This window comes from Candidatus Pelagibacter sp. PS_02 (assembly GCF_059418065.1).
Genome location: NZ_CM182079.1, coordinates 41,386 through 60,222 on the forward strand (window position 1 = coordinate 41,386; position 18,837 = coordinate 60,222).

The 18,837-nt window shown below is 27.6% G+C and carries 19 protein-coding genes and 1 tRNA gene; 11 read left to right on the forward strand and 9 right to left on the reverse strand.

Features of this window, described 5'->3' with window-relative positions; genetic code table 11:
• From AC5SL4_RS00190 to AC5SL4_RS00215, 6 genes are all read left to right on the forward strand, one after another.
• Positions 1-906, forward strand: coding sequence for a glycosyltransferase (locus AC5SL4_RS00190; RefSeq protein WP_494587345.1), 906 nt, complete (start codon positions 1-3; stop codon positions 904-906).
• 3 nt (positions 907-909) lie between these two features.
• Positions 910-1,686 (forward strand): hypothetical protein, encoded by a 777-nt coding sequence (locus AC5SL4_RS00195; protein WP_494587346.1) that lies wholly within the window; start codon positions 910-912, stop codon positions 1,684-1,686.
• A gap of 3 nt (positions 1,687-1,689) precedes the next feature.
• Complete coding sequence (locus AC5SL4_RS00200; RefSeq protein ID WP_494587347.1) at positions 1,690-2,439, forward strand: TIGR02466 family protein; 750 nt, start codon at positions 1,690-1,692, stop codon at positions 2,437-2,439.
• A 73-nt stretch (positions 2,440-2,512) separates the two neighbouring features.
• Positions 2,513-2,602: transfer RNA gene (locus AC5SL4_RS00205), tRNA-Ser, on the forward strand.
• Between the two features lie 121 nt (positions 2,603-2,723).
• Positions 2,724-4,781 carry a DNA gyrase subunit B gene (locus AC5SL4_RS00210; protein ID WP_006997457.1) on the forward strand — a complete coding sequence of 686 codons (2,058 nt, stop codon included), beginning with the start codon at positions 2,724-2,726 and terminating at the stop codon, positions 4,779-4,781.
• A gap of 2 nt (positions 4,782-4,783) precedes the next feature.
• A complete protein-coding gene (locus AC5SL4_RS00215; protein ID WP_494587348.1) occupies positions 4,784-6,064 on the forward strand; it encodes an ActS/PrrB/RegB family redox-sensitive histidine kinase in 1,281 nt (426 codons plus the stop codon).
• Here the strand turns inward: AC5SL4_RS00215 and AC5SL4_RS00220 are convergent.
• The 3 genes from AC5SL4_RS00220 to AC5SL4_RS00230 are packed head-to-tail and all read right to left on the reverse strand — an operon-like array spanning position 6,061 to position 9,361.
• Positions 6,061-7,869 carry a cobaltochelatase CobT-related protein gene (locus tag AC5SL4_RS00220; protein WP_006997455.1) on the reverse strand — a complete coding sequence of 603 codons (1,809 nt, stop codon included), beginning with the start codon at positions 7,867-7,869 and terminating at the stop codon, positions 6,061-6,063. The genes AC5SL4_RS00215 and AC5SL4_RS00220 overlap by 4 nt on opposite strands.
• The gene (gene cobS / locus AC5SL4_RS00225) at positions 7,870-8,844 is read right to left on the reverse strand and encodes a cobaltochelatase subunit CobS (protein WP_006997454.1); all 975 of its coding nucleotides are present in this window, start codon (positions 8,842-8,844) and stop codon (positions 7,870-7,872) included.
• Complete coding sequence (locus tag AC5SL4_RS00230) at positions 8,834-9,361, reverse strand: J domain-containing protein (protein WP_006997453.1); 528 nt, start codon at positions 9,359-9,361, stop codon at positions 8,834-8,836. Before AC5SL4_RS00230 ends, cobS begins: the two co-directional genes overlap by 11 nt.
• Before the next feature lie 25 nt (positions 9,362-9,386).
• Between AC5SL4_RS00230 and AC5SL4_RS00235 the strand changes: the two genes are divergently transcribed.
• Positions 9,387-9,647, forward strand: a complete 261-nt coding sequence (locus AC5SL4_RS00235; RefSeq protein ID WP_230454312.1) for a BolA/IbaG family iron-sulfur metabolism protein — start codon at positions 9,387-9,389, stop codon at positions 9,645-9,647.
• Here the strand turns inward: AC5SL4_RS00235 and aroB are convergent.
• Together aroB and AC5SL4_RS00245 are read right to left on the reverse strand one after the other, a co-directional pair.
• Positions 9,636-10,742 carry a 3-dehydroquinate synthase gene (aroB, locus tag AC5SL4_RS00240; protein ID WP_006997451.1) on the reverse strand — a complete coding sequence of 369 codons (1,107 nt, stop codon included), beginning with the start codon at positions 10,740-10,742 and terminating at the stop codon, positions 9,636-9,638. The two genes, AC5SL4_RS00235 and aroB, sit on opposite strands and share 12 nt — an antisense overlap.
• Positions 10,729-11,241: a shikimate kinase gene (locus AC5SL4_RS00245; RefSeq protein WP_006997450.1), complete on the reverse strand. Its 513-nt coding sequence runs from the start codon at positions 11,239-11,241 to the stop codon at positions 10,729-10,731. The genes aroB and AC5SL4_RS00245 overlap by 14 nt, the downstream gene beginning before the upstream one ends.
• 209 nt (positions 11,242-11,450) lie before the next feature.
• On the opposite strand from AC5SL4_RS00245, the gene AC5SL4_RS00250 reads away from it, so the two are divergent.
• Genes AC5SL4_RS00250 through truA form a run of 4 tightly spaced genes read left to right on the forward strand, consistent with a single transcriptional unit; the run spans position 11,451 to position 15,422 of the window.
• Complete coding sequence (locus AC5SL4_RS00250) at positions 11,451-13,211, forward strand: hypothetical protein (protein WP_494587349.1); 1,761 nt, start codon at positions 11,451-11,453, stop codon at positions 13,209-13,211.
• 26 nt (positions 13,212-13,237) lie between these two features.
• Positions 13,238-13,756, forward strand: coding sequence for a peptide deformylase (gene def / locus AC5SL4_RS00255; RefSeq protein WP_018413777.1), 519 nt, complete (start codon positions 13,238-13,240; stop codon positions 13,754-13,756).
• Complete coding sequence (gene fmt / locus AC5SL4_RS00260; protein ID WP_278387013.1) at positions 13,757-14,689, forward strand: methionyl-tRNA formyltransferase; 933 nt, start codon at positions 13,757-13,759, stop codon at positions 14,687-14,689. It begins immediately after the preceding gene.
• Entirely contained in the window at positions 14,682-15,422 is a 741-nt protein-coding gene (truA, locus tag AC5SL4_RS00265; protein ID WP_271615766.1) for a tRNA pseudouridine(38-40) synthase TruA, read from the forward strand. The genes fmt and truA overlap by 8 nt, the downstream gene beginning before the upstream one ends.
• Here the strand turns inward: truA and AC5SL4_RS00270 are convergent.
• The 4 genes from AC5SL4_RS00270 to dapD are packed head-to-tail and all read right to left on the reverse strand — an operon-like array spanning position 15,412 to position 18,834.
• Complete coding sequence (locus tag AC5SL4_RS00270; protein WP_006997444.1) at positions 15,412-15,891, reverse strand: SET domain-containing protein; 480 nt, start codon at positions 15,889-15,891, stop codon at positions 15,412-15,414. The genes truA and AC5SL4_RS00270 overlap by 11 nt on opposite strands.
• Positions 15,892-15,922: 31 nt before the next feature.
• Positions 15,923-16,852, reverse strand: coding sequence for a histone deacetylase family protein (locus tag AC5SL4_RS00275; protein ID WP_494574087.1), 930 nt, complete (start codon positions 16,850-16,852; stop codon positions 15,923-15,925).
• Positions 16,849-18,006 (reverse strand): succinyl-diaminopimelate desuccinylase, encoded by a 1,158-nt coding sequence (gene dapE, locus AC5SL4_RS00280; protein WP_494587350.1) that lies wholly within the window; start codon positions 18,004-18,006, stop codon positions 16,849-16,851. Before dapE ends, AC5SL4_RS00275 begins: the two co-directional genes overlap by 4 nt.
• The gene (dapD, locus tag AC5SL4_RS00285; protein WP_494587351.1) at positions 18,007-18,834 is read right to left on the reverse strand and encodes a 2,3,4,5-tetrahydropyridine-2,6-dicarboxylate N-succinyltransferase; all 828 of its coding nucleotides are present in this window, start codon (positions 18,832-18,834) and stop codon (positions 18,007-18,009) included.
• Positions 18,835-18,837 lie beyond the last annotated feature (3 nt).

Below are 18,837 nucleotides of genomic sequence, written 5' to 3' on the forward strand. Positions count from 1 at the left end.
ATGTCACTTTCAAAGCTAACAATAGTAATACCAACATTTTATCCAGGAAAAATAATCAAAAAGTGCCTAGAATCATTACCCCTAAAATCAGAAATAATTATTATAGATAATGGCGACGATTTAGAGTTAGAAAAAATTATAAAACTACAAAAACATAAAATAAAACATTATAGAGTTGGAGATGTAGGTTTATCCAAGTCGTTTAATATTGCATTAGCAAAGTCTAAAAATGAAAATATATTAATTACACAACCGGATGTATGCTTTGAAAAAAATTCAATAATCAATCTTGTTAAGGCACAAAAAAAGTATACTAAAGCAGGTATTATTTCTCCATTATTATTTGAAAAAAAAAAATATAGTCAATATGATTATTTAGATTTGAGTTTATCAAAGTTAGGAACATTAGAAAATAAAAGAAGACCAAAAAAAGTTAGCATGTTTCCTTCAGGTGATATTTGTGTCGAAGCCGTAAATGCAACGGCAATGTTAATAAAAAAATCAATCATCAAAAAGATTAACGGGTGGGATGAAAATATATACACATATCATGAAGACATAGATTTATGTTTAAGATTACGAAAGAAGGGATACTCAATTATGAAAATTAAAAAATCAATCGCTCATCATGTAGGCTTTGGTTCAAATAAAAAAGAAAATAAAGAAAAGATAGATAAATCAAGAAATTGGCACTTTTGTTGGTCATCATTATATTTTAAAGATAAATTTAGTACGAGACCAATTTTTTACTTATTTTTTGTAAAAATGTTTTTAAAATACTTTATTAAATTTATAGTTAATTTCTTACTACAGCGAAAAAAAAATTATATTAGGAACTTTACAAGGTTTACAGCTTGTTTAAATTATATTTTTATTAAAAAAGCCAACTATAGAGTAAAATATTAAATAATGAATCTAAAAGAAAAATTTTTTGATATTTTTAATATGTATGTGGAAAAAAAATCGCATCAAAAAAAAATTTCAAAAACTTTAAAAAAATTATTATCTTACCAGATTGATACTCAACTAATAAGACTAGGTGAAAAAAATGATGGAGGATATTTAGTACCTGACGATTTTGATGGTATTGACAAAAATTATTCTGCTGGGGTAGGTTTTTTGACTCAATTCGAAAAAGATTTAGAAGAAAAATATTTAATTAAATCTAATATGTTGGATTTTAATGAAATAGAAAAAACTATACTACCAAGTAAAGCATCATTCTTAAAAAAAAAATTAGGCTTAGTGTCTAATAATCAAGAAATATCTATTAATGACTGGATAATACAAGCTGATAAAGACATAATTTTAAAATTGGATATTGAGGGTGATGAGTATGCTAGCCTAATTGATATTTCAGAAGAAAATCTAAAAAAAATAAGAATTTTAGTAATTGAATTTCATGATTTAAGGAATCTGCGTAATGATATATTTTTGAATCTTTTTGATAAAGTAATCAATAAATTGAATAATTATTTTTACGTTTGCCATCTACATATAAATAATATTAGTAAAATTAAAAAAATTGGAGATTATTTGGTGCCAGATATGATTGAAATGACTTTTATTAGAAAAAATAGAGTCAAAAATTTTTCTTCAAAGTTTTCTATACTTCCTCATAAATTGGATAGTAAAACAGTTAATAGCGTTAAGGAAAAATTCCTAGATAAAAGCTGGTATAAATAGCAAATGAAAAATTTACCAAAATTTTTTTATTTGAGTAATTTTTTTAGATTAGCCGTTTATTTCTCAAAACTCATTTCAATATTTTCAAAAAAGGAAAGAAAAAGAACTTCTTTTTATAATTTTTTCAAAAAAAGAAAAAGACATTTTGATAAAGATTTGTTAACGGTATTTTATAGACCAAAAATATTTATTTTTAATCATGATTTTGAAACTAAAGATGTTTTAGATAATATTTATAACTATGAGAATTTATTTGAAGTAAATAAATTTACTAATGATGGCCATAAAAATGTTTTTCAATCTGAACATAATTTAAATAAAAAAAAAGAATTTATAGATACCTCTAAAAGCATAGAAAATTTTGTAAGTAAAAATATAACTAATATTTTTAACTCAAAAAAAATTAACCTTATCAAAATGTGGTTTGTAATAACAAAACAATCAGGTATTATAAATAAGCACAGTCATTTTGACTCTGACTTATCAGGAGTTCTTTATCTAAAAGTAAATCTCAATAGTTCAAACTCTGGATTAGAAATATTTAACCCATTAGGAGAAATGGATATTTACAAATATAATGTAAGTTTAAATAAAATTGAAAAAAGCACATTTACTGGTGATAAATACTTATTTAGTCCAAAAAATAATGATCTTATAATTTTTAATTCATACCTTGAACATAGCGTTCAAAACAAAGATTCAAATATTGCTGATAGAATTTCTTTGCCTTTTGATTTAATTTTCAATAGTTAAGCCTGAGTATTTATAATTTTACTCCGAGTTATGAATTAATTTTAAGAAATTGTGTTAAGTTAAACAAGTTAACGGAGAGATGGCTGAGCGGTTTAAAGCGCACGCTTGGAAAGTGTGTGTACTGTTAAAGGTACCCAGGGTTCGAATCCCTGTCTCTCCGCCAGAATAGAAAAGACATTTAAAATCAAGGTTTATTAAGCAATATTGTGTGTATTAATATAATAAATTTCCCTCTTTTTTTTATAAAAATGCTATAATTATTTTATATTTCCAATACAAAAAAAATGAAAAACAACTCAACATATCAAGCAGACTCCATCAAAGTTTTAAAAGGTCTTGAAGCTGTTAGAAAAAGACCTGGAATGTATATTGGTGATACCGATGATGGAACAGGTTTGCATCATATGGTTTATGAGGTTGTTGATAACTCAATAGATGAAGCTTTAGCAGGACACTGTAAAAATATAGATGTTAAAATAAACTCTGACGGAACAATTACAGTTAGAGATGATGGTAGAGGAATACCTGTTGATATGCATAAGGGTGAAAAAATGTCTGCCGCAGAAGTTATTATGACTCAGCTTCATGCTGGAGGAAAATTTGATCATGATTCCTACAAAGTATCGGGTGGTTTACATGGTGTTGGAGTTTCAGTTGTAAATGCATTATCAGAAAAATTAAAATTAGAAATCGATAGAGATGGAAATAGATATTTTATAGAATTTAAAGATGGAGCCTCAAAAGCACCTCTAAAAGTTATAGGAAAATCAAAAGAAACTGGAACACAAATAACTTTTTTACCATCAAAAGAAATATTTTCTTCAATTAAATTTACTCCAAGTATAATTATTAAAAGAATGCGTGAACTTGCATTCTTGAATAAGGGAATAAAAATAACTGTTAACGATTTAAATCAAAAAAAAGAAAAAATAATTGTATTTAAGTTTGATGGAGGAGTTTTAGAATTTGTTGATTTTTTAGACGAAAAAAGAGAAAAACTTGTAAATAAAACCGGTAATGATTTATTTAAGAAGCCTATTTATATTGAAGGAAAAAAAGACAATATTGAAATTGAATGTTCTTTGAAATGGAATGCAAGTTATGGAGAAGACATCTATCCTTATACAAATAACATTTATCAAAAAGATGGTGGTACTCATTTATTAGGATTTAGGAGTGCTCTTACTAGAGTTATCAATAAATACGCTACAGAGCATAATTTATTAAAAAAAAATAAATTAACTATTTCAGGAGATGATATTAAAGAAGGTCTTACATGTGTAATTTCAGCAAAAATACCTGATCCTAAATTTTCTTCTCAGACAAAAGATAAGCTTGTTTCATCAGAAGTTAGAATGATTGTAGAAAGCATTGTTAGTGAAAAACTTTCAATATGGTTTGATCAAAACCCAACTTTATCTAAGATTATTTTAGCTAAAGTAATGCAGGCAGCTCTAGCAAGAGACGTTGCTAGAAAAGCTAGAGAAAATGTTAGACGTAAAGGTGCTTTAGAATTAAGTGGATTACCTGGAAAATTAGCAGATTGTCAAATAGGCAAACAAGAAGGAACAGAATTGTTTATTGTTGAGGGAGATTCTGCGGGTGGCTCTGCTAAACAAGGAAGAAATAGGTCAAATCAAGCTGTTTTACCGCTTAGAGGTAAAATTCTTAATACCTACGTGGAAGAGATTGTTCTTAAAAAAAATAGCAATAGAGATGGTAGTGAACATAGAACAAAATCTTTATCAAAAATGATGTCATCTAATGAGGTTGTGACTTTAATTAACGCACTTGGCCTTGATCCAAAAGTTGAAGATATTGATTTGAAAGATTTAAGATATGGAAAAATTATTATCATGACCGATGCTGATGTTGATGGTTCTCATATACGAGCATTATTACTAACATTCTTTAACAATAAGCCATTTAATAAACTAATTGAAAATGGACATGTTTATCTTGCACAGCCACCTTTATTCAAGATCAATAAGGGAACAAAAGGCATTTATATAAAAGATGAAAAAGAGTTAGAGGATTATATTTTAAAGAATAATAAAGAATTACAAAAAATTAAAAAAGGAACAAAAGAATTCACTAAAGCTTATGAAGATGAAAAATCTAGAATGAGCATTCAAAGGTTTAAGGGATTAGGAGAGATGAACCCAGAAGAGCTATGGAATACTACGTTAGACCCTGAAACAAGAAATTTATTACAAGTACAATACTCAAAAGATATAAAAAAAGATCAAGATTTAATACACACATTAATGGGTAATGATGTTGCATTGAGAAAAGATTTTATTGTTTCAAATGCAATTAATGTTCAAAATCTAGATATCTAAAAATGAAGTTTTTCGAAACTTCTAAATATTTTTCATTAAAAAAATCGACCTATATCAATCTAAGATGGATTGCTATTATTGGCCAACTTATAACAGTTAATGTTATTTATTTTGTTTTTGATTTTAGATTTAATCTAATTCTAGAAAATTCAATAATTTTGATTGGAGTGCTAAGCAATCTTTATTTAATCTATATTAACAAAAACACACAACTGTCAGATAAAACAGCATTTCTTTTTTTATCTATTGATATTTTACAACTGAGTTGTTTGATTTATTTAACAGGTGGAATTATAAATCCTTTTTCAATTTTTTTGATTATCCCAGCTATATTTTCCTCATCTAATTTAGGTTTTAGGAGTAATTTATTGTTAGTCAGCCTCACAGTTTTAGTGATTATTTTTCTTACTTTTTTTAATCAACCTTTGCCCTATCCAATTAAAGAACATTTTCACGTAGACAGCTATTATTACTATTCAATTCCAATCGCATTAATTATTGCTTTAATTTTTTTAAATTATTTTGCCTTAACCTTTGGATCAGAATCTAGAATAAGGAAAGAGGCACTAAATAAAATGGAAGAAATCATGTCAAAAGAACATGAGCTATTATCATTAGGAGGACAGGCTGCTGCCGCTGCACATTCATTAGGTACACCGTTTTCAACAATGAAGATTATCTCCACTGATTTATTGGAGCGATTTAAAGATAATGAAGATGTTAAAAAAGATATTGAGTTATTATCCAGTCAATTAGAGAGATGTAGTGAAATTTTAAAAAAATTAACATTAAACCCAATAATCGAAGATAATTTTATTGATCGTGATTTAACAATGGCAGAATACGTAAGTGAAATAGTCAAGTCATTCCAAGAAGTAAGTAAAAAAGATTTTATTGTAAATTATGATCAAAATTCAAATTCACTAAATATAACTAAATCAATAGAAATTGTTTATGGACTAAGAAATTTTATCGGTAATGCAAATAAGTTTTCTGAAAATAAGATTTTTATTAATATAAAAAGTGATAGTGATTTCACAGAAGTTATGATTGAAGATGATGGAGAGGGATACCCAAAAGATGTTTTGAGTAAAATTGGAGAGCCTTATATTAAATCTTTTAAGTCTTCAATAAAATCTAAATCTGGATTAGGTCTTGGAATTTTTATAGGCAAAACTTTACTTGAAAAAAATTATGCAAATATTTTATGCAGAAATTCCCAAACAAGAAGTGGGGCTGAAGTAAGTATTAAATGGAAAAATGAAGATCTTTTAAAACTTTAATGTAGTTTTTTTTTATTTTCAAATAAGCCACTCAATTGTGAAACCATAACATCTCCAAGTTCATGCACATCTGTTATTTTAATAGCTTTATTGTAATATCTAGAAACATCATGTCCAATACCGATAGCTAAAATTTCAACGTCACTCTTAGTTTCTATAAATTTAACCATTTTTTTTAAATGTTTTTCTAAAAAATCTCCTGAATTAACTGATAAAGTTGAGTCGTCAACTGGGGCACCATCTGAAATAACCATCAGTATTTTCCTTTCTTCTTTTCTTTTTTTAATTCTATTATAGGCCCACGAAATAGCTTCCCCATCAATATTTTCTTTTAATAATCCTTCTTTAAGCATTAAGCCTATATTATTTTTTGCCTGCCTCCACTGTGTGTCTGCACCTTTATAAATTATATGTCTTAAATCATTTAATCTTCCAGGATTTTTTGGCTTATCATTTTTAGTCCAAGCTTCTCTGCTTTTACCACCTTTCCAATTTTTTGTAGTAAAGCCTAAAACCTCTACTTTCACTGAGCATCTTTCTAAGGTTCTAGATAATATATCTGCACAAAGTGCAGCAATTGTTATTGGCCGACCTCTCATGGAACCAGAATTGTCTATTAACAAGGTTACGATTGTGTCCTTAAAATCAAGATCTTTTTCTTTCATAAAAGATAAAGAATTATAAGGATCCATAATTATTCTAGTTAATTTTGAGCTATCTAATAAACCTTCTTCTAAGTCAAACTCCCAAGCTCTATTTTGTTTTGCAAGGAGCTGCCTTTGTAGTTTGTTAGCAAGCTTAGTAATTAAATCTTGAAACCCGACAAGTTGTTGGTCTAAATTTTTTCTTAATTTTTGTGTTTCTTTTATATCTTCTAATATTTCAGCTTTTGCAATTTCATCAAATTCTGTGGTGAATACTTTGTAATCTTGATCAAGATTATCAATATTTGTTTTTTGTAAAACACTTTCTGCACTCTCTTTTAAAGAATCTGAATCTTCTAATTGCTCTTCCATCTGCTGGTCGCTTAGATCAAAGCCAGCATCTAAACTAGTCTGACTATCATCTTGATTATTTTCTTCCTCTTTGTCATCAGACTGGCCGTCATTATCGTTCTCTGATTTATTATCTTGCTCATTTTCTTGTTCATCGTTTTCTTCATTATTTTCTTCATTATTTGAAGCAAAGACATCCATATTCTCTAAAATTTCTGAAAATTTTAAACTATAATTATTTTGATCTTCCAAATTTTTACTTAAAAAATCAAAATGCTTATCAATAGATTCGTCAAATTCTTTCTTCCAAAAATCTAACATTTTTGTAGACACATCATTGAGCTCTAATTTAAAGAATTTGTTTAACATATATAATTCAAAAGCTTCATTCACAGGAACATCTTCTTTATTTTTTAATTGTTCTTTACGATTAGAAAGTATTTTTTGGTTATAATTTTCACTTAAATTTTTTCCAACTCCTTTAAGCATTTTGCCTCCAAGAAGTTCATACCTGATTTTTTCAGCAATATTATATAAAGATTTACAAGAAGGATTATTAGGTAGGTTTTTATTAAATATTTCTTTATTTGAAAATTTTTTCTTTAAGGCTCCAGAGTCAGTTTCTGCTCTTAGTTTAACAAAATCGTTTTTATTTGATAAATTGGTTACATCAAAAAAATCAGTTTTTTTATTACTTAAATCTTTATCTAATTTTTTAACATCTAATTTATAATCTTCAGAAATTACTTTAGCTGTAGAAATTAATGCTTGTTTAAATTGCTCTTTAAAATTGTTTTCTTTTGAGCTCATTTAGATCTGAATATTAACCATCGACTCTGGTAATTCTTCTCCAAAACATCTCTGATAATATTCAGCTATTGTATTTTTTTCTATATCGTCACACTTATTCAAAAAAGTGACCCTAAAAGCATAACCTGTGTCTTTGAAAATTTCTGCATTTTCAGCCCAATGAAGTACCGTCCTTGGACTCATTACAGTTGATATATCTCCAGCTATAAAGCCCTTTCTAGTTAAAGATGCAACTTTAATCATGTTAGAGACTTTTTCTTTACCTTTTGGATTGTTTAAATTTTTATTTTTAGCAAGAACGATTTCCATTTCTCTATCAAGACTAAGATAGTTTAAAGATGTTACAATATTCCATCTATCCATCTGTCCTTGGTTAATTTGTTGAGTACCATGGTACAATCCTGTTGTATCTCCTAGACCAACTGTATTTGAAGTCGCAAATAATCTAAAAAATTTATTTTGTTTTATAACTTTATTTTTATCTAAAAGAGTAAAATTACCTTCAGCTTCTAATACTCTTTGAATAACAAACATCACGTCTGGTCTTCCTGCATCATACTCATCAAAAACAAGTGCAACAGGGTTTTGAATGGACCAAGGTAAAATACCTTCTTTAAACTCAGTAATCTGTTTTCCATCTTTTACAACAATTGCATCTTTTCCAATAAGATCAATTCTACTTACATGACTGTCTAAATTCACTCTAATACAAGGCCAGTTTAATCTAGCTGCGATTTGTTCAATGTGAGTAGACTTTCCTGTACCATGATAGCCTTGAACCAAGACACGTTTATTAAAAGCAAAACCTGATAAGATAGCAAGGGTAGTATCTCTATCAAACTTATAATTTTTATCTATTTCGGGAACGTATTCACTTCTTTTAGAGAAAGCGTCAACTTCCATATCTGAATCAATTCCAAAACTTTGCTTTAAAGACATTTTAATGTCTGGTTGTATGTTTAAATTAGGTGTCAATTTTTTCCTTATAAGTATTTTTTAGCTGAGTATAAGCCAAAGTAATTAATTTAAGTTTTTCTTCGTATTCTTTATTTCCCAAATTAATATCAGGGTGAAATTTTTTGACAAGAGTTTTGAACTGATCTTGTATTTGTTCCCATTTTTGGCCAACTGAAACACCCAGAATACTAAAAGCTTTAATATCATTAGCATCAAATTTGAATTGATTCATGTGGTTATACTCACCTCTAAGTTTGGTTTTATCAAATTCATCTTTTAACGTATTGTTCCATAGAACTTTAAAAAAATTATCTGAAGAGCTAAAGCTTTGAGTGGGTTTATGCCAGGTCATGTCAGACTTTAAAAAATCAAATACCTGCTCATCATCCATTCCTTTAAAATAATTCCAATTTTTATTAAATTCTTTAACATGAGCTAAGCAAAGCAATCTGTAGCGTTTGCTATTATCTTTCTCAATTGGTGCCTTATATTCACCAGTATCAAAGCAATTATTCCAATCACAAATATTTTTCATGCTGTATAGTAATAAATTATTATTTATGAATATAAACGAATTAATTAAAATTGTTAAAAATAAACTTGAAGCAAAAATTATTATACAAGATCTTAAAATCGAAGATAAAAGTTTTTTACATAAAAATCATAAAGGAAATCAAGAAGGAATGTTCCATCTAAAATTAATTATTAAATCTGAAGAGCTTAAAAAATTAAATAAGATAGAATCAACCAAGAAAATCTATAATATTTTAGAGTATGAGCTGAAAGAACACATACATTCTATCCAAATACTACTTAGTTAATTCTTTTTTTAAAAAGAGATTAATAGTTTTTTCATTAAACTGTAATTTGTAAACTGGAGAACCTATTCTTTTAAGCAAAACTAGACTAATTTTCTTTGTATTATTTTTTTTATCTTTTTTCATAAAAGATAAAATTGTATTTAAATTTTTTATTGAAAAGAATTTATTAATATCTCTTGGAAGATTTAAGTCATTTAAGTGACCATCAATTAATTCAAATTCTTTTTTATTTAAAATTTTATTTAATAAACTAAATCTAGCAGCAGTTTTAACACCGAGGATAACTGCTTCACCATGATTTAATTTTGCTGAATAACGCAGTGTTGCTTCAAAGGCATGAGCAAAAGTATGTCCAAAGTTTAGTATTTTTCTTATACCTAATTCTTTTTCGTCAGCCTCAACTACTTTTTTTTTAATCAAGCAGCTTTGATGAATAGCTGTTTGTATAAAGGGACTTTTTAATTGGATAATTTTTTTTCCATTTTTATTTAAAAAGTAAAAAAATTTTTTTCCATTAATAAGTGAGTGTTTTAAAATTTCACCATAGCCACATACAACTTCTCTTTTTGGTAAAGAGTTTAAAAAGTTAGTATCTGATATAACTAGACTAGGTTGATAAAATGAGCCAATTAAGTTTTTACCATATTTGGTGTTTACACCTGTTTTGCCTCCGATTGATGAGTCGACCTGTGAAAGTAGTGTAGTTGGTATATTTACAAACTTTAAGCCTCGCTTAAAAGTACTTGCTGCAAAGCCTGATACATCACCAGTAATACCACCACCAATAGAAATTAAACAATCATTTCTATTAAAACTTTTTTTTAAAAGAATTGATGTGATTTCATTGACACTTTTTAGATTTTTATTTTTTTCACTCGCATTAAAATAATGAATTGAAACAGATCCTTTTGGTAAAGATTTTAAAGTATCTTTTACTAAATTTTTTGGAATATTTTTGTCAATTACTAGAAGACATTGATTAAAATCAATAGAATTTTCTTTCAAAAATTTATTTACTTTTTTTAAAATATTATTTCCAATAATAATTGAATATTGTTGACTGTTGGTGTTAACTTTTAATTTAATTAAGCTCATATGTTTTTATTATAGTTTTAACTATTTCACTTATTGTTAATTTATTACAGTTTATTTTAAAATTAGCTTTTGAATATACTTTCTTTCTTTTATTAATAATGGCTTTAATTTCAAGATCAGTTGAATTTGAGGCTAAGGGTCTTTTTTTACTACCTTTAATTCTTTTAATTAAAATTAAATCATCCCAATCGAGCCAAAAAGAAAAATGATTTTTTAAAATATCTTTTCTTATCTTGTCATTAATAAAACTGCCCCCACCTAAAGAAACAACAACTTTTTTATGTTTTAAAGACTTAATAGTTATTTTTTCTTCTAAATTTCTAAAGTATGCCTCGCCATTTACTTTAAATATTTCTGAGATGGTCATACCAGCATGTTCTTCAATTAAATTGTCTATATCAATGAATGGAATATTCAATTTTTTGGAAACCATAGCCCCAATAGAAGATTTGCCTGACCCCATCATACCTAAAAAAACGAGGTTTTTGTTTGAATTCATAAGCTTTCTTTATTGAAAAAACACAAATATGTCTTAATTTGAAATTACTAAAGAATATATGCAATTTTCAAAAAACACAAGCAATCGGAGTGGTAAAAGTTTATTAATCAAAATAGTATTTGTGTTAATTATTTTTATTGGAGCCATAGTACTACTTGGTAAAATTGAATTTCCATCTCCAAATAAAGACATTGAAAAAATCATCCCTAATGAAAAACTTAAAATTGTTAAGTAAGAACTATTTTTTAGTTATATTATTTTCTTTATTTTTTGGTTTTGCAACCAACTCACAAGAACCAGTGGATATCTGGGAAGTGGGAGAAAAAAAACCTAAAGAAAACTTAATCTTAACAGAAGATGAATTAGAAAAAAATATTCCCCAGAATAGTATTTATGATATGCAATCCCAAAAAGAAGGGGAATTAAGCATAGAAGAAACGCAAACTTTAATTTCAAAAGAAAAAAAATTAATCGGAATTTATGACCCTGCAGAAAATGGGTTGGATATTAATATGTGGTCCAATTCTAACGGAGATCAAATTTTAAATATCTTTAAAAGAATAGATAAATTGGAACTTTCAAGAGATGCTGAAGAGATTTTGGATGTTTTATTATTAACAAATGCACATTATCCAGAAATGAATATTTCAAAAGAACAGTTTTTAGAAATTAAATCAAAGTGGCTTATTAAGCGCTCAAACTTTGACTTGATTGAAAAATATTTATTAAATAATGAGATTATTAATGAACATCCAAAACTTACCAAACACTTAGTAGATCATTATTTGTCTCAATCAGATGTTGAAAAAGCTTGTGAAATTTTTTCTAAAATTAATGAACCGATACAAGATTTATATTTATCTAAATTCAACATTTATTGCTTAATTAATAATAATAAAAGAGATGAAGCTCAATTGCTTATCGATCTTCAATTAGAATTAGGCATTGCAGATAAGTTTTTTAATAAAAAAATTGATTATTTAATGGGGTATAATACAGAACCAGCAACAGAAGTTTCAGAAAAAACAATTTTAGATTTCCATTTATCTCACAGAACGAACCCAGAATTTAAATTTGAACCAAAAAATACTACATCCAGGCAAATATGGAAATATCTATCAACTTCAAATCTATTAGATGATATCAGTGATATTGAGCTTACAGATATAGAGAAAATTACGAGCATTGAAAAAGCAACACATGAGGGAAATTATGCAGAAAAAGAATTATTTGAACTTTATAAGAGATTTCAATTTAATATTAATCAATTATTAAATATTAAAGAATCAACAAAAGTACTCTCAAAAACAGAAACAAGAGCACTAATTTATCAAGGAATTTTAATTACTACTGAAATTGAGAATAAGTTACAGTTAATGAACGCCCTCAAAAATTCTTTCAAGAATGACGGTATTGAAAATGCATTTAATATAGAATTAAAAAATTTTTTAAAAAATATAGAAGAGAACAAGGTGCCTTCAAATTTTACAACATTTTATCAAAATAATTTAGGTAATGAAGAGACAGAACAAGCAAATATTAAAATAAATAATAAAATTTTACATCAATCAAAATTAATAAATTATTTAAAATTAGAAAAATCTAAAAATGATCCCACAAAAGATATAAATGATTTCCTAAAAAAGATAAAAAAAGATAAAAAATATTTTTTTTCTAAAAAAGATGTAATTTTAGTTGAGACCTTCAAGTCTGATGGTGTCAAGATTTTAGATAAGTATGATGATTTATACCAAATAAACGATTCAGAAATACCATCTGATATTCAAATATTTGTTAACAGCGGTGATATGGCTGCTGCATTGCTTAGAATTGTTGAGGTTATAGGGCAGGACAGCTTAAATGCTATTGATGAGGATACGTTATACTTTATTATAAGCACACTTAATCAGCTAAATGCGGATCCACTAAGAAATAAAATACTCTTTAAAGTTCTTCCTTTAAAAGTTTAAAATTTATACTAAAATAATCAACCATAATGTCAGTTAAACCAATTTTAACAGAACCAAATAAACTATTAAGGCAGATTTCTAAACCAGTTGAAAATGTTGGTGATGAAGAAAGAAGACTTATGGATGATATGTTGGATACTATGTATGCAGCACCGGGAATAGGTCTTGCAGCAATTCAAATAGGGGTACCAAAAAGAATTATAGTAATGGATATAAGTAGAGATGAAGACAAAAAGGAGCCAAGATATTTTGTTAATCCAGTAATCAAAAATAAAAATGATATAATGTCAAAATATGAAGAGGGCTGTTTGTCAGTTCCTGATCAGTTTGCTGAAATAGAAAGACCAAATGAATGTAAAGTTGAATATTTAGATTACAATGGAAAAAAACAATTATTAAAAGCAGATGGATTATTGGCTACTTGTATTCAACATGAAATGGACCACTTAGAAGGAGTTTTGTTTATAGATTATTTATCTAAATTAAAAAAATCTATGATAATTAAAAAACTCTCTAAGATTAAGTCGAATAGAATAATCGTTTAAATGACAAAGAAAATTGTCTTCATGGGTACACCATTTTTTGCTGTACCAATTTTAAAATCTTTATATGAAAAAAATTATATAATACCTGCTGTATATACACAGCCACCAAAAAAATCTCAAAGAGGTCAAAAAATAAATAAGTCGCCAATACAAATTGTAGCAGAAGATTATAATATAGATTGTAGAACACCAGACACATTAAAAGCAAATAAAGAAGAATATGAATATTTAAAACAACTAGATTTAGATTTAGTAATTGTTGTGGCCTATGGTCAAATAATACCCAAAGAATATTTAAATCTTGCCAAAAAAGGTTTTATAAATATTCACGCCTCCCTTCTGCCAAAGTGGAGAGGTGCTGCACCCATTCAAAGGTCTATTATGAATTTAGAGAAAGAGACAGGAATTAGTATTATGAAAATAGGAGAAAAACTTGATACTGGTCCAGTTGGCAATAGTTATAGAATAAAAATTAAAGATAGTGATAATGCAGAAACAATATCAACTAAACTTTCAATTTTAGCTTCAGAAAAAATCATAGAAAATGTAGAAAATATATTTGAAGATAAATTAACATTTAAAGAACAAGATGAGACAAACGCAACCTATGCTTCTAAAATTGAAAAATCAGAGGGTGAAATTAAGTGGAATGATAATGCAGAAAGTATTATTGGAAAAATAAACGGATTGTACCCAAGCCCTGGGGCCTTTTTTATTTTTAAAGATGAAAGATACAAAATTTTAAAAGCAGAATTAGGAAATAAAAGTGGTGAGATAGGTGAAGTAATGTCCAGTGATTTAGAAATTAGCTGCGGTAACCAAAAATCTATCAAAATTATTGAAATTCAAAGACAAGGAAAAAAGCCTCAAAATATTAATGAATTTGTTCTTGGTTCTCAAATTACAAAAGGCTCAAGAATAACAAATGTTTAGATATCAAGTCTTAATAGAATATATTGGAACTAATTTTGTTGGTTGGCAAATACAATCTAAAGGAAAATCAATTCAAAAAGAAATACAAGTCAAGTTATCAAAATTTTTAAAAGAAAAAGTGGTTTTGATAGGATCTGGAAGAACAGATGCAGGCGTTCATGCAATAGAGCAGTCAGCTCATTTTGATTGCAAAAAAGAAATTCAAAATTTAGATAAGTTATTAAAATCAATTAATCATTTTATAAATGATAAAGGTATTTCTGTTTTAGCAATTAAAAAAAGAAGTCTAAAATTTCATGCACGACATTCTGCCAAACAAAGAATTTATAAATATATAATTTTTAATAGATTAAGTAAGCCCTCTCTTGAAAAAGAAAGAGGTTGGCACATAATCAAAAAATTAGATATTGAGTTAATGAAAAAAGGGGCAAAAAAACTTTTAGGTACTAAAGATTTTTCTACTTTTAGAGCATCAAGCTGTAATGCAAAAAGTCCAATCAAAACTATGAAATCTGTTAAGATTAAATCAAAAGATGGAAGAATTGAAATACAATTTAAATCACAATCATTTTTACAACAACAAGTACGATCAATGGTAGGTAGTTTAAAATACTTAGCTGAAAATAAATGGGATTTAAAAAAATTTGAATTTGTTATTAAATCAAAAAAAAGAATTCTTTGTGCACCACCAGCACCTGCTGAGGGATTATTCTTAGAAAAAGTTATTTACTAGTTTTTTGTCGGCCAATACTAAATTTTTTATTAATTCTCCATCTAGATTCTGCTCTAACAATATAACCACAACAATTTTTTGACTTACATTTGCATGGAAACTGTTTGTAATCTTCATCATAACCAAAACCATAATCGGCTGTAATCTCTTCACCTTTTTTAATATCTTTTATAGCAACCACCCATAATTTTAAACCCGTCCCGTTATAATCGCAATTATTAGAACAAGAGTGATTTATTAAACGTGCTGTGTTCCAAGAAACATCTCCATCCAAGTCATATTTTTTATTTAAATTAAATAAATATATGGGCTTTGCATTATCAAACTTTTGTGATTCTTCTGTTTGTTTCTTAGTGATAATTTTACCCACATAATCAATAATTCTAGTACCTTTTTTGATATCTTTTGCAGCATATAGGCCACGACCTTTTTTATCGATGTCAGATTTTTTAATTTTGTAAAGTTTCATTGTGAGTTCTTTAATGCGTATTGAGAAATTATCAATTAAATTCTAGTAAAGCTTTTACATGCATCTCAGTGCTTTCTTGAAGTGCTTGTAGATCGTATCCACCTTCTAAAATTGACACTACTTTTCCATCACAATATTGTTTTGATAACTCGAGTGCTCTTTTGGTAATACTATAAAAATCTTTTGACTCTAATTGAAGTTGTGCCAATGGATCATCTTTATGAGCATCAAACCCTGCAGAAAGTAAGATAAATTCAGGTTTAAACTCTTTAATTTTATTAAGTACAAATTCATAAGCATTTAAATACTCTTCAGAAGTTGTTCCTGCTGGTAAAGGAATATTTAATATATTGTTATGTTTTCCTTTTTCATCTTTAGTGCCTGAGCCTGGGTAATAAGGGTATTGATGAGTAGAAATATATAAAACTTTTTCATTATCATAAAAAATATCTTGAGTGCCGTTTCCATGATGCACATCAAAATCAATAATTGCTATTTTTTTAAGTTTATATTTATTTATAAGATAATTGGCTCCAACAGCGACATTATTATAAATGCAAAAACCCATAGCTTTATTTTTCTCTGCATGATGCCCTGGAGGTCTAACGGCACAAAAAGCATTTTTAAAATCTTTATTTTGAACACCATCAATAGCTGTTATAATTGAACCTACAGCATCTGAGGTCGCATCCTTACTCCCAGGGGAGACTATTGTATCTCCATCTAAAAAAGATAATCCTTTTTCAGGAAAAGATTTTTCTACAAAATTTATATAATCAGAATTGTGCGTTATTTCTAAAAGTGATCGGTCAAATTTTGAAGGTTTTTTCCAAACTAAATCTTTATTATCTAACTTTTTAAAGTTATCGATAACTACTGTAACTCTATCAATTTTCTCTGGATGACCGTCGCCTGTATTATGATTTTGATAAGTGCCAGAGGTTATTAAACCAGTTTTCATTTAAAATAATTTTCTAAAATATTATAATATATTTTAGTCAATTTTTTTAGATCTGAAATAGATACTGCCTCATCTACTTTGTGCATTGTTTTACCTACTAGACCAAATTCTAAACATGGAGCAATTTTTCTAATAAATCTTGCATCAGAAGTTCCACCGGTTGTAGACAATTGAGGTTTAATTTTTGTAATTTTTTTTATTACATCTTGAATCATATAAGTTGTTTTATTAGGCTTAGTTAAAAAAGCTTCACCTGATACACGATATTCAACTTTAAAATTAGATTTATCGTTTTTAGTAATTTTTTTGAAAATTTTATTCAATCTATTCTTTAAGCTAGAAGACTTATGTTTATTATTAAATCTTATGTTAAAGGTAGCTCTTGCAAGGCCTGGAATAACATTATCAGCTGTATTATTGATATTAATTTTAGTTACCTCTAAATTTGTAGGCTGAAAGTCTTTTGTTCCTTTATCAAATTTTATTTCTTTTATTTCATTTAGTATTTTTATTAATGAAGTCGATGGATTTTTAGCACGATGAGGATATGCAACATGACCTTGAGTTCCAATTATCGTTAATTCAACATTAATACTTCCTCTTCTACCTATTTTAATCATTTCACCAAGTTTATTAGGGTTTGTTGGCTCACCAACTAAGCAAAAATCTATTTTTTCTTTTTTCTTTTTTAAGTAATCAACTACTTTTTTAGTACCATTAATTGCAACACCTTCTTCATCACCAGTAATTAATAAACTAATTGATCCATTAATTTTTTTATTAGTTAATACATAGTTGTTTACAGCAACAACCCAGCTTGCAATTGCACTTTTCATATCATTAGCACCTCTACCAATAAGATGATTTTTTTTAATAGTTGGACTAAAAGGTTTAATCGTCCAATCTTGTATATTTCCGGGAGGCACTACATCCAAATGACCAGCAAACATAAAGTTTGGTTGAGTATTACCCAATCTTGCATATAGGTTTTTAACTGGTTTAGAGTTTTTATCTTTAAACTCTAAAATCTTACATTTAAATCCAATAGTAGTTAATTTTTTAGCTAAGAATTTCATTACCCCAGCATCAATTGGTGTAATGCTTGGAAATCTTATTAGCTCTTTAGCTAATGTGATTTCATTATAAGTTGGCATTTAGTCTCTTAATAAGTCGTTAATAGAAGTTTTAGATCTAGTTTTTTCATCAACTTGTTTAATAATTACCGCACAATATAAAGCAGGACCTTTACCATCTTTACTAGGAATGCTACCTGGAACTATTACTGAGTATGGTGGAATTTTTCCATAGATTACTTCACCAGTTTCTCGATAAACAATTTTTGTAGATTGACCAATAAATACACCCATAGATAATACAGATCCTTCTCCAACAATTACTCCTTCAACTATTTCTGAACGAGCTCCAATAAAGCAATTGTCTTCGATGATAGTAGGGTTAGCTTGCATTGGCTCTAATACACCTCCAATTCCAGCACCACCTGATATGTGACAGTTCTTTCCTATTTGTGCACAAGACCCTACAGAAGCCCAAGTGTCCACCATAGTTCCTTCATCTACATAAGCTCCAATATTTACAAAGCAAGGCATTAGTACTGCATTCTTTCCAATAAAAGATCCTTTTCTAACTGGAGAATTTGGAACCATTCTAAAACCAGCTTTTATATGATCTTCCTTAGTCCAATTTGCTGTTTTACCTTTTAATAAATGAGATTTATCATACCAACTACTATACGGGCCGCTTAATGAATCCATATCATGAGTTCTAAAACTTAACATTATTGCTTTTTTAACCCACTGATTAACTACCCACTCATTGCTATTTTTTTCAGCAACTCTTAGCTCACCTTTATCAACAAGTTCAATTGTTTGGTTGATAGCATCTAATATAGATTTATCAGATTGACCATTTATGGAATCTTTATTTTCCCAAGCTGTATTAATAATGCTTTCAAATTCTTTCATAGT

Excerpts from the sequence above, each read along its gene's own strand:
- AC5SL4_RS00190 (WP_494587345.1), top strand. The coding sequence starts at position 1 with ATGTCACTTTCAAAGCTAACAATAGTAATACCAACATTTTATCCAGGA.
- AC5SL4_RS00195 (WP_494587346.1), top strand. The coding sequence starts at position 910 with ATGAATCTAAAAGAAAAATTTTTTGATATTTTTAATATGTATGTGGAA.
- AC5SL4_RS00200 (WP_494587347.1), top strand. The coding sequence starts at position 1,690 with ATGAAAAATTTACCAAAATTTTTTTATTTGAGTAATTTTTTTAGATTA.
- AC5SL4_RS00210 (WP_006997457.1), top strand. The coding sequence starts at position 2,724 with ATGAAAAACAACTCAACATATCAAGCAGACTCCATCAAAGTTTTAAAA.
- AC5SL4_RS00215 (WP_494587348.1), top strand. The coding sequence starts at position 4,784 with ATGAAGTTTTTCGAAACTTCTAAATATTTTTCATTAAAAAAATCGACC.
- AC5SL4_RS00220 (WP_006997455.1), bottom strand. The coding sequence starts at position 7,869 with ATGAGCTCAAAAGAAAACAATTTTAAAGAGCAATTTAAACAAGCATTA.
- AC5SL4_RS00230 (WP_006997453.1), bottom strand. The coding sequence starts at position 9,361 with ATGAAAAATATTTGTGATTGGAATAATTGCTTTGATACTGGTGAATAT.
- AC5SL4_RS00235 (WP_230454312.1), top strand. The coding sequence starts at position 9,387 with ATGAATATAAACGAATTAATTAAAATTGTTAAAAATAAACTTGAAGCA.
- aroB (WP_006997451.1), bottom strand. The coding sequence starts at position 10,742 with ATGAGCTTAATTAAATTAAAAGTTAACACCAACAGTCAACAATATTCA.
- AC5SL4_RS00245 (WP_006997450.1), bottom strand. The coding sequence starts at position 11,241 with ATGAATTCAAACAAAAACCTCGTTTTTTTAGGTATGATGGGGTCAGGC.
- AC5SL4_RS00250 (WP_494587349.1), top strand. The coding sequence starts at position 11,451 with ATGAAAAACTTAAAATTGTTAAGTAAGAACTATTTTTTAGTTATATTA.
- def (WP_018413777.1), top strand. The coding sequence starts at position 13,238 with ATGTCAGTTAAACCAATTTTAACAGAACCAAATAAACTATTAAGGCAG.
- fmt (WP_278387013.1), top strand. The coding sequence starts at position 13,757 with ATGACAAAGAAAATTGTCTTCATGGGTACACCATTTTTTGCTGTACCA.
- truA (WP_271615766.1), top strand. The coding sequence starts at position 14,682 with ATGTTTAGATATCAAGTCTTAATAGAATATATTGGAACTAATTTTGTT.
- AC5SL4_RS00270 (WP_006997444.1), bottom strand. The coding sequence starts at position 15,891 with ATGAAACTTTACAAAATTAAAAAATCTGACATCGATAAAAAAGGTCGT.
- AC5SL4_RS00275 (WP_494574087.1), bottom strand. The coding sequence starts at position 16,852 with ATGAAAACTGGTTTAATAACCTCTGGCACTTATCAAAATCATAATACA.
- dapE (WP_494587350.1), bottom strand. The coding sequence starts at position 18,006 with ATGCCAACTTATAATGAAATCACATTAGCTAAAGAGCTAATAAGATTT.
- dapD (WP_494587351.1), bottom strand. The coding sequence starts at position 18,834 with ATGAAAGAATTTGAAAGCATTATTAATACAGCTTGGGAAAATAAAGAT.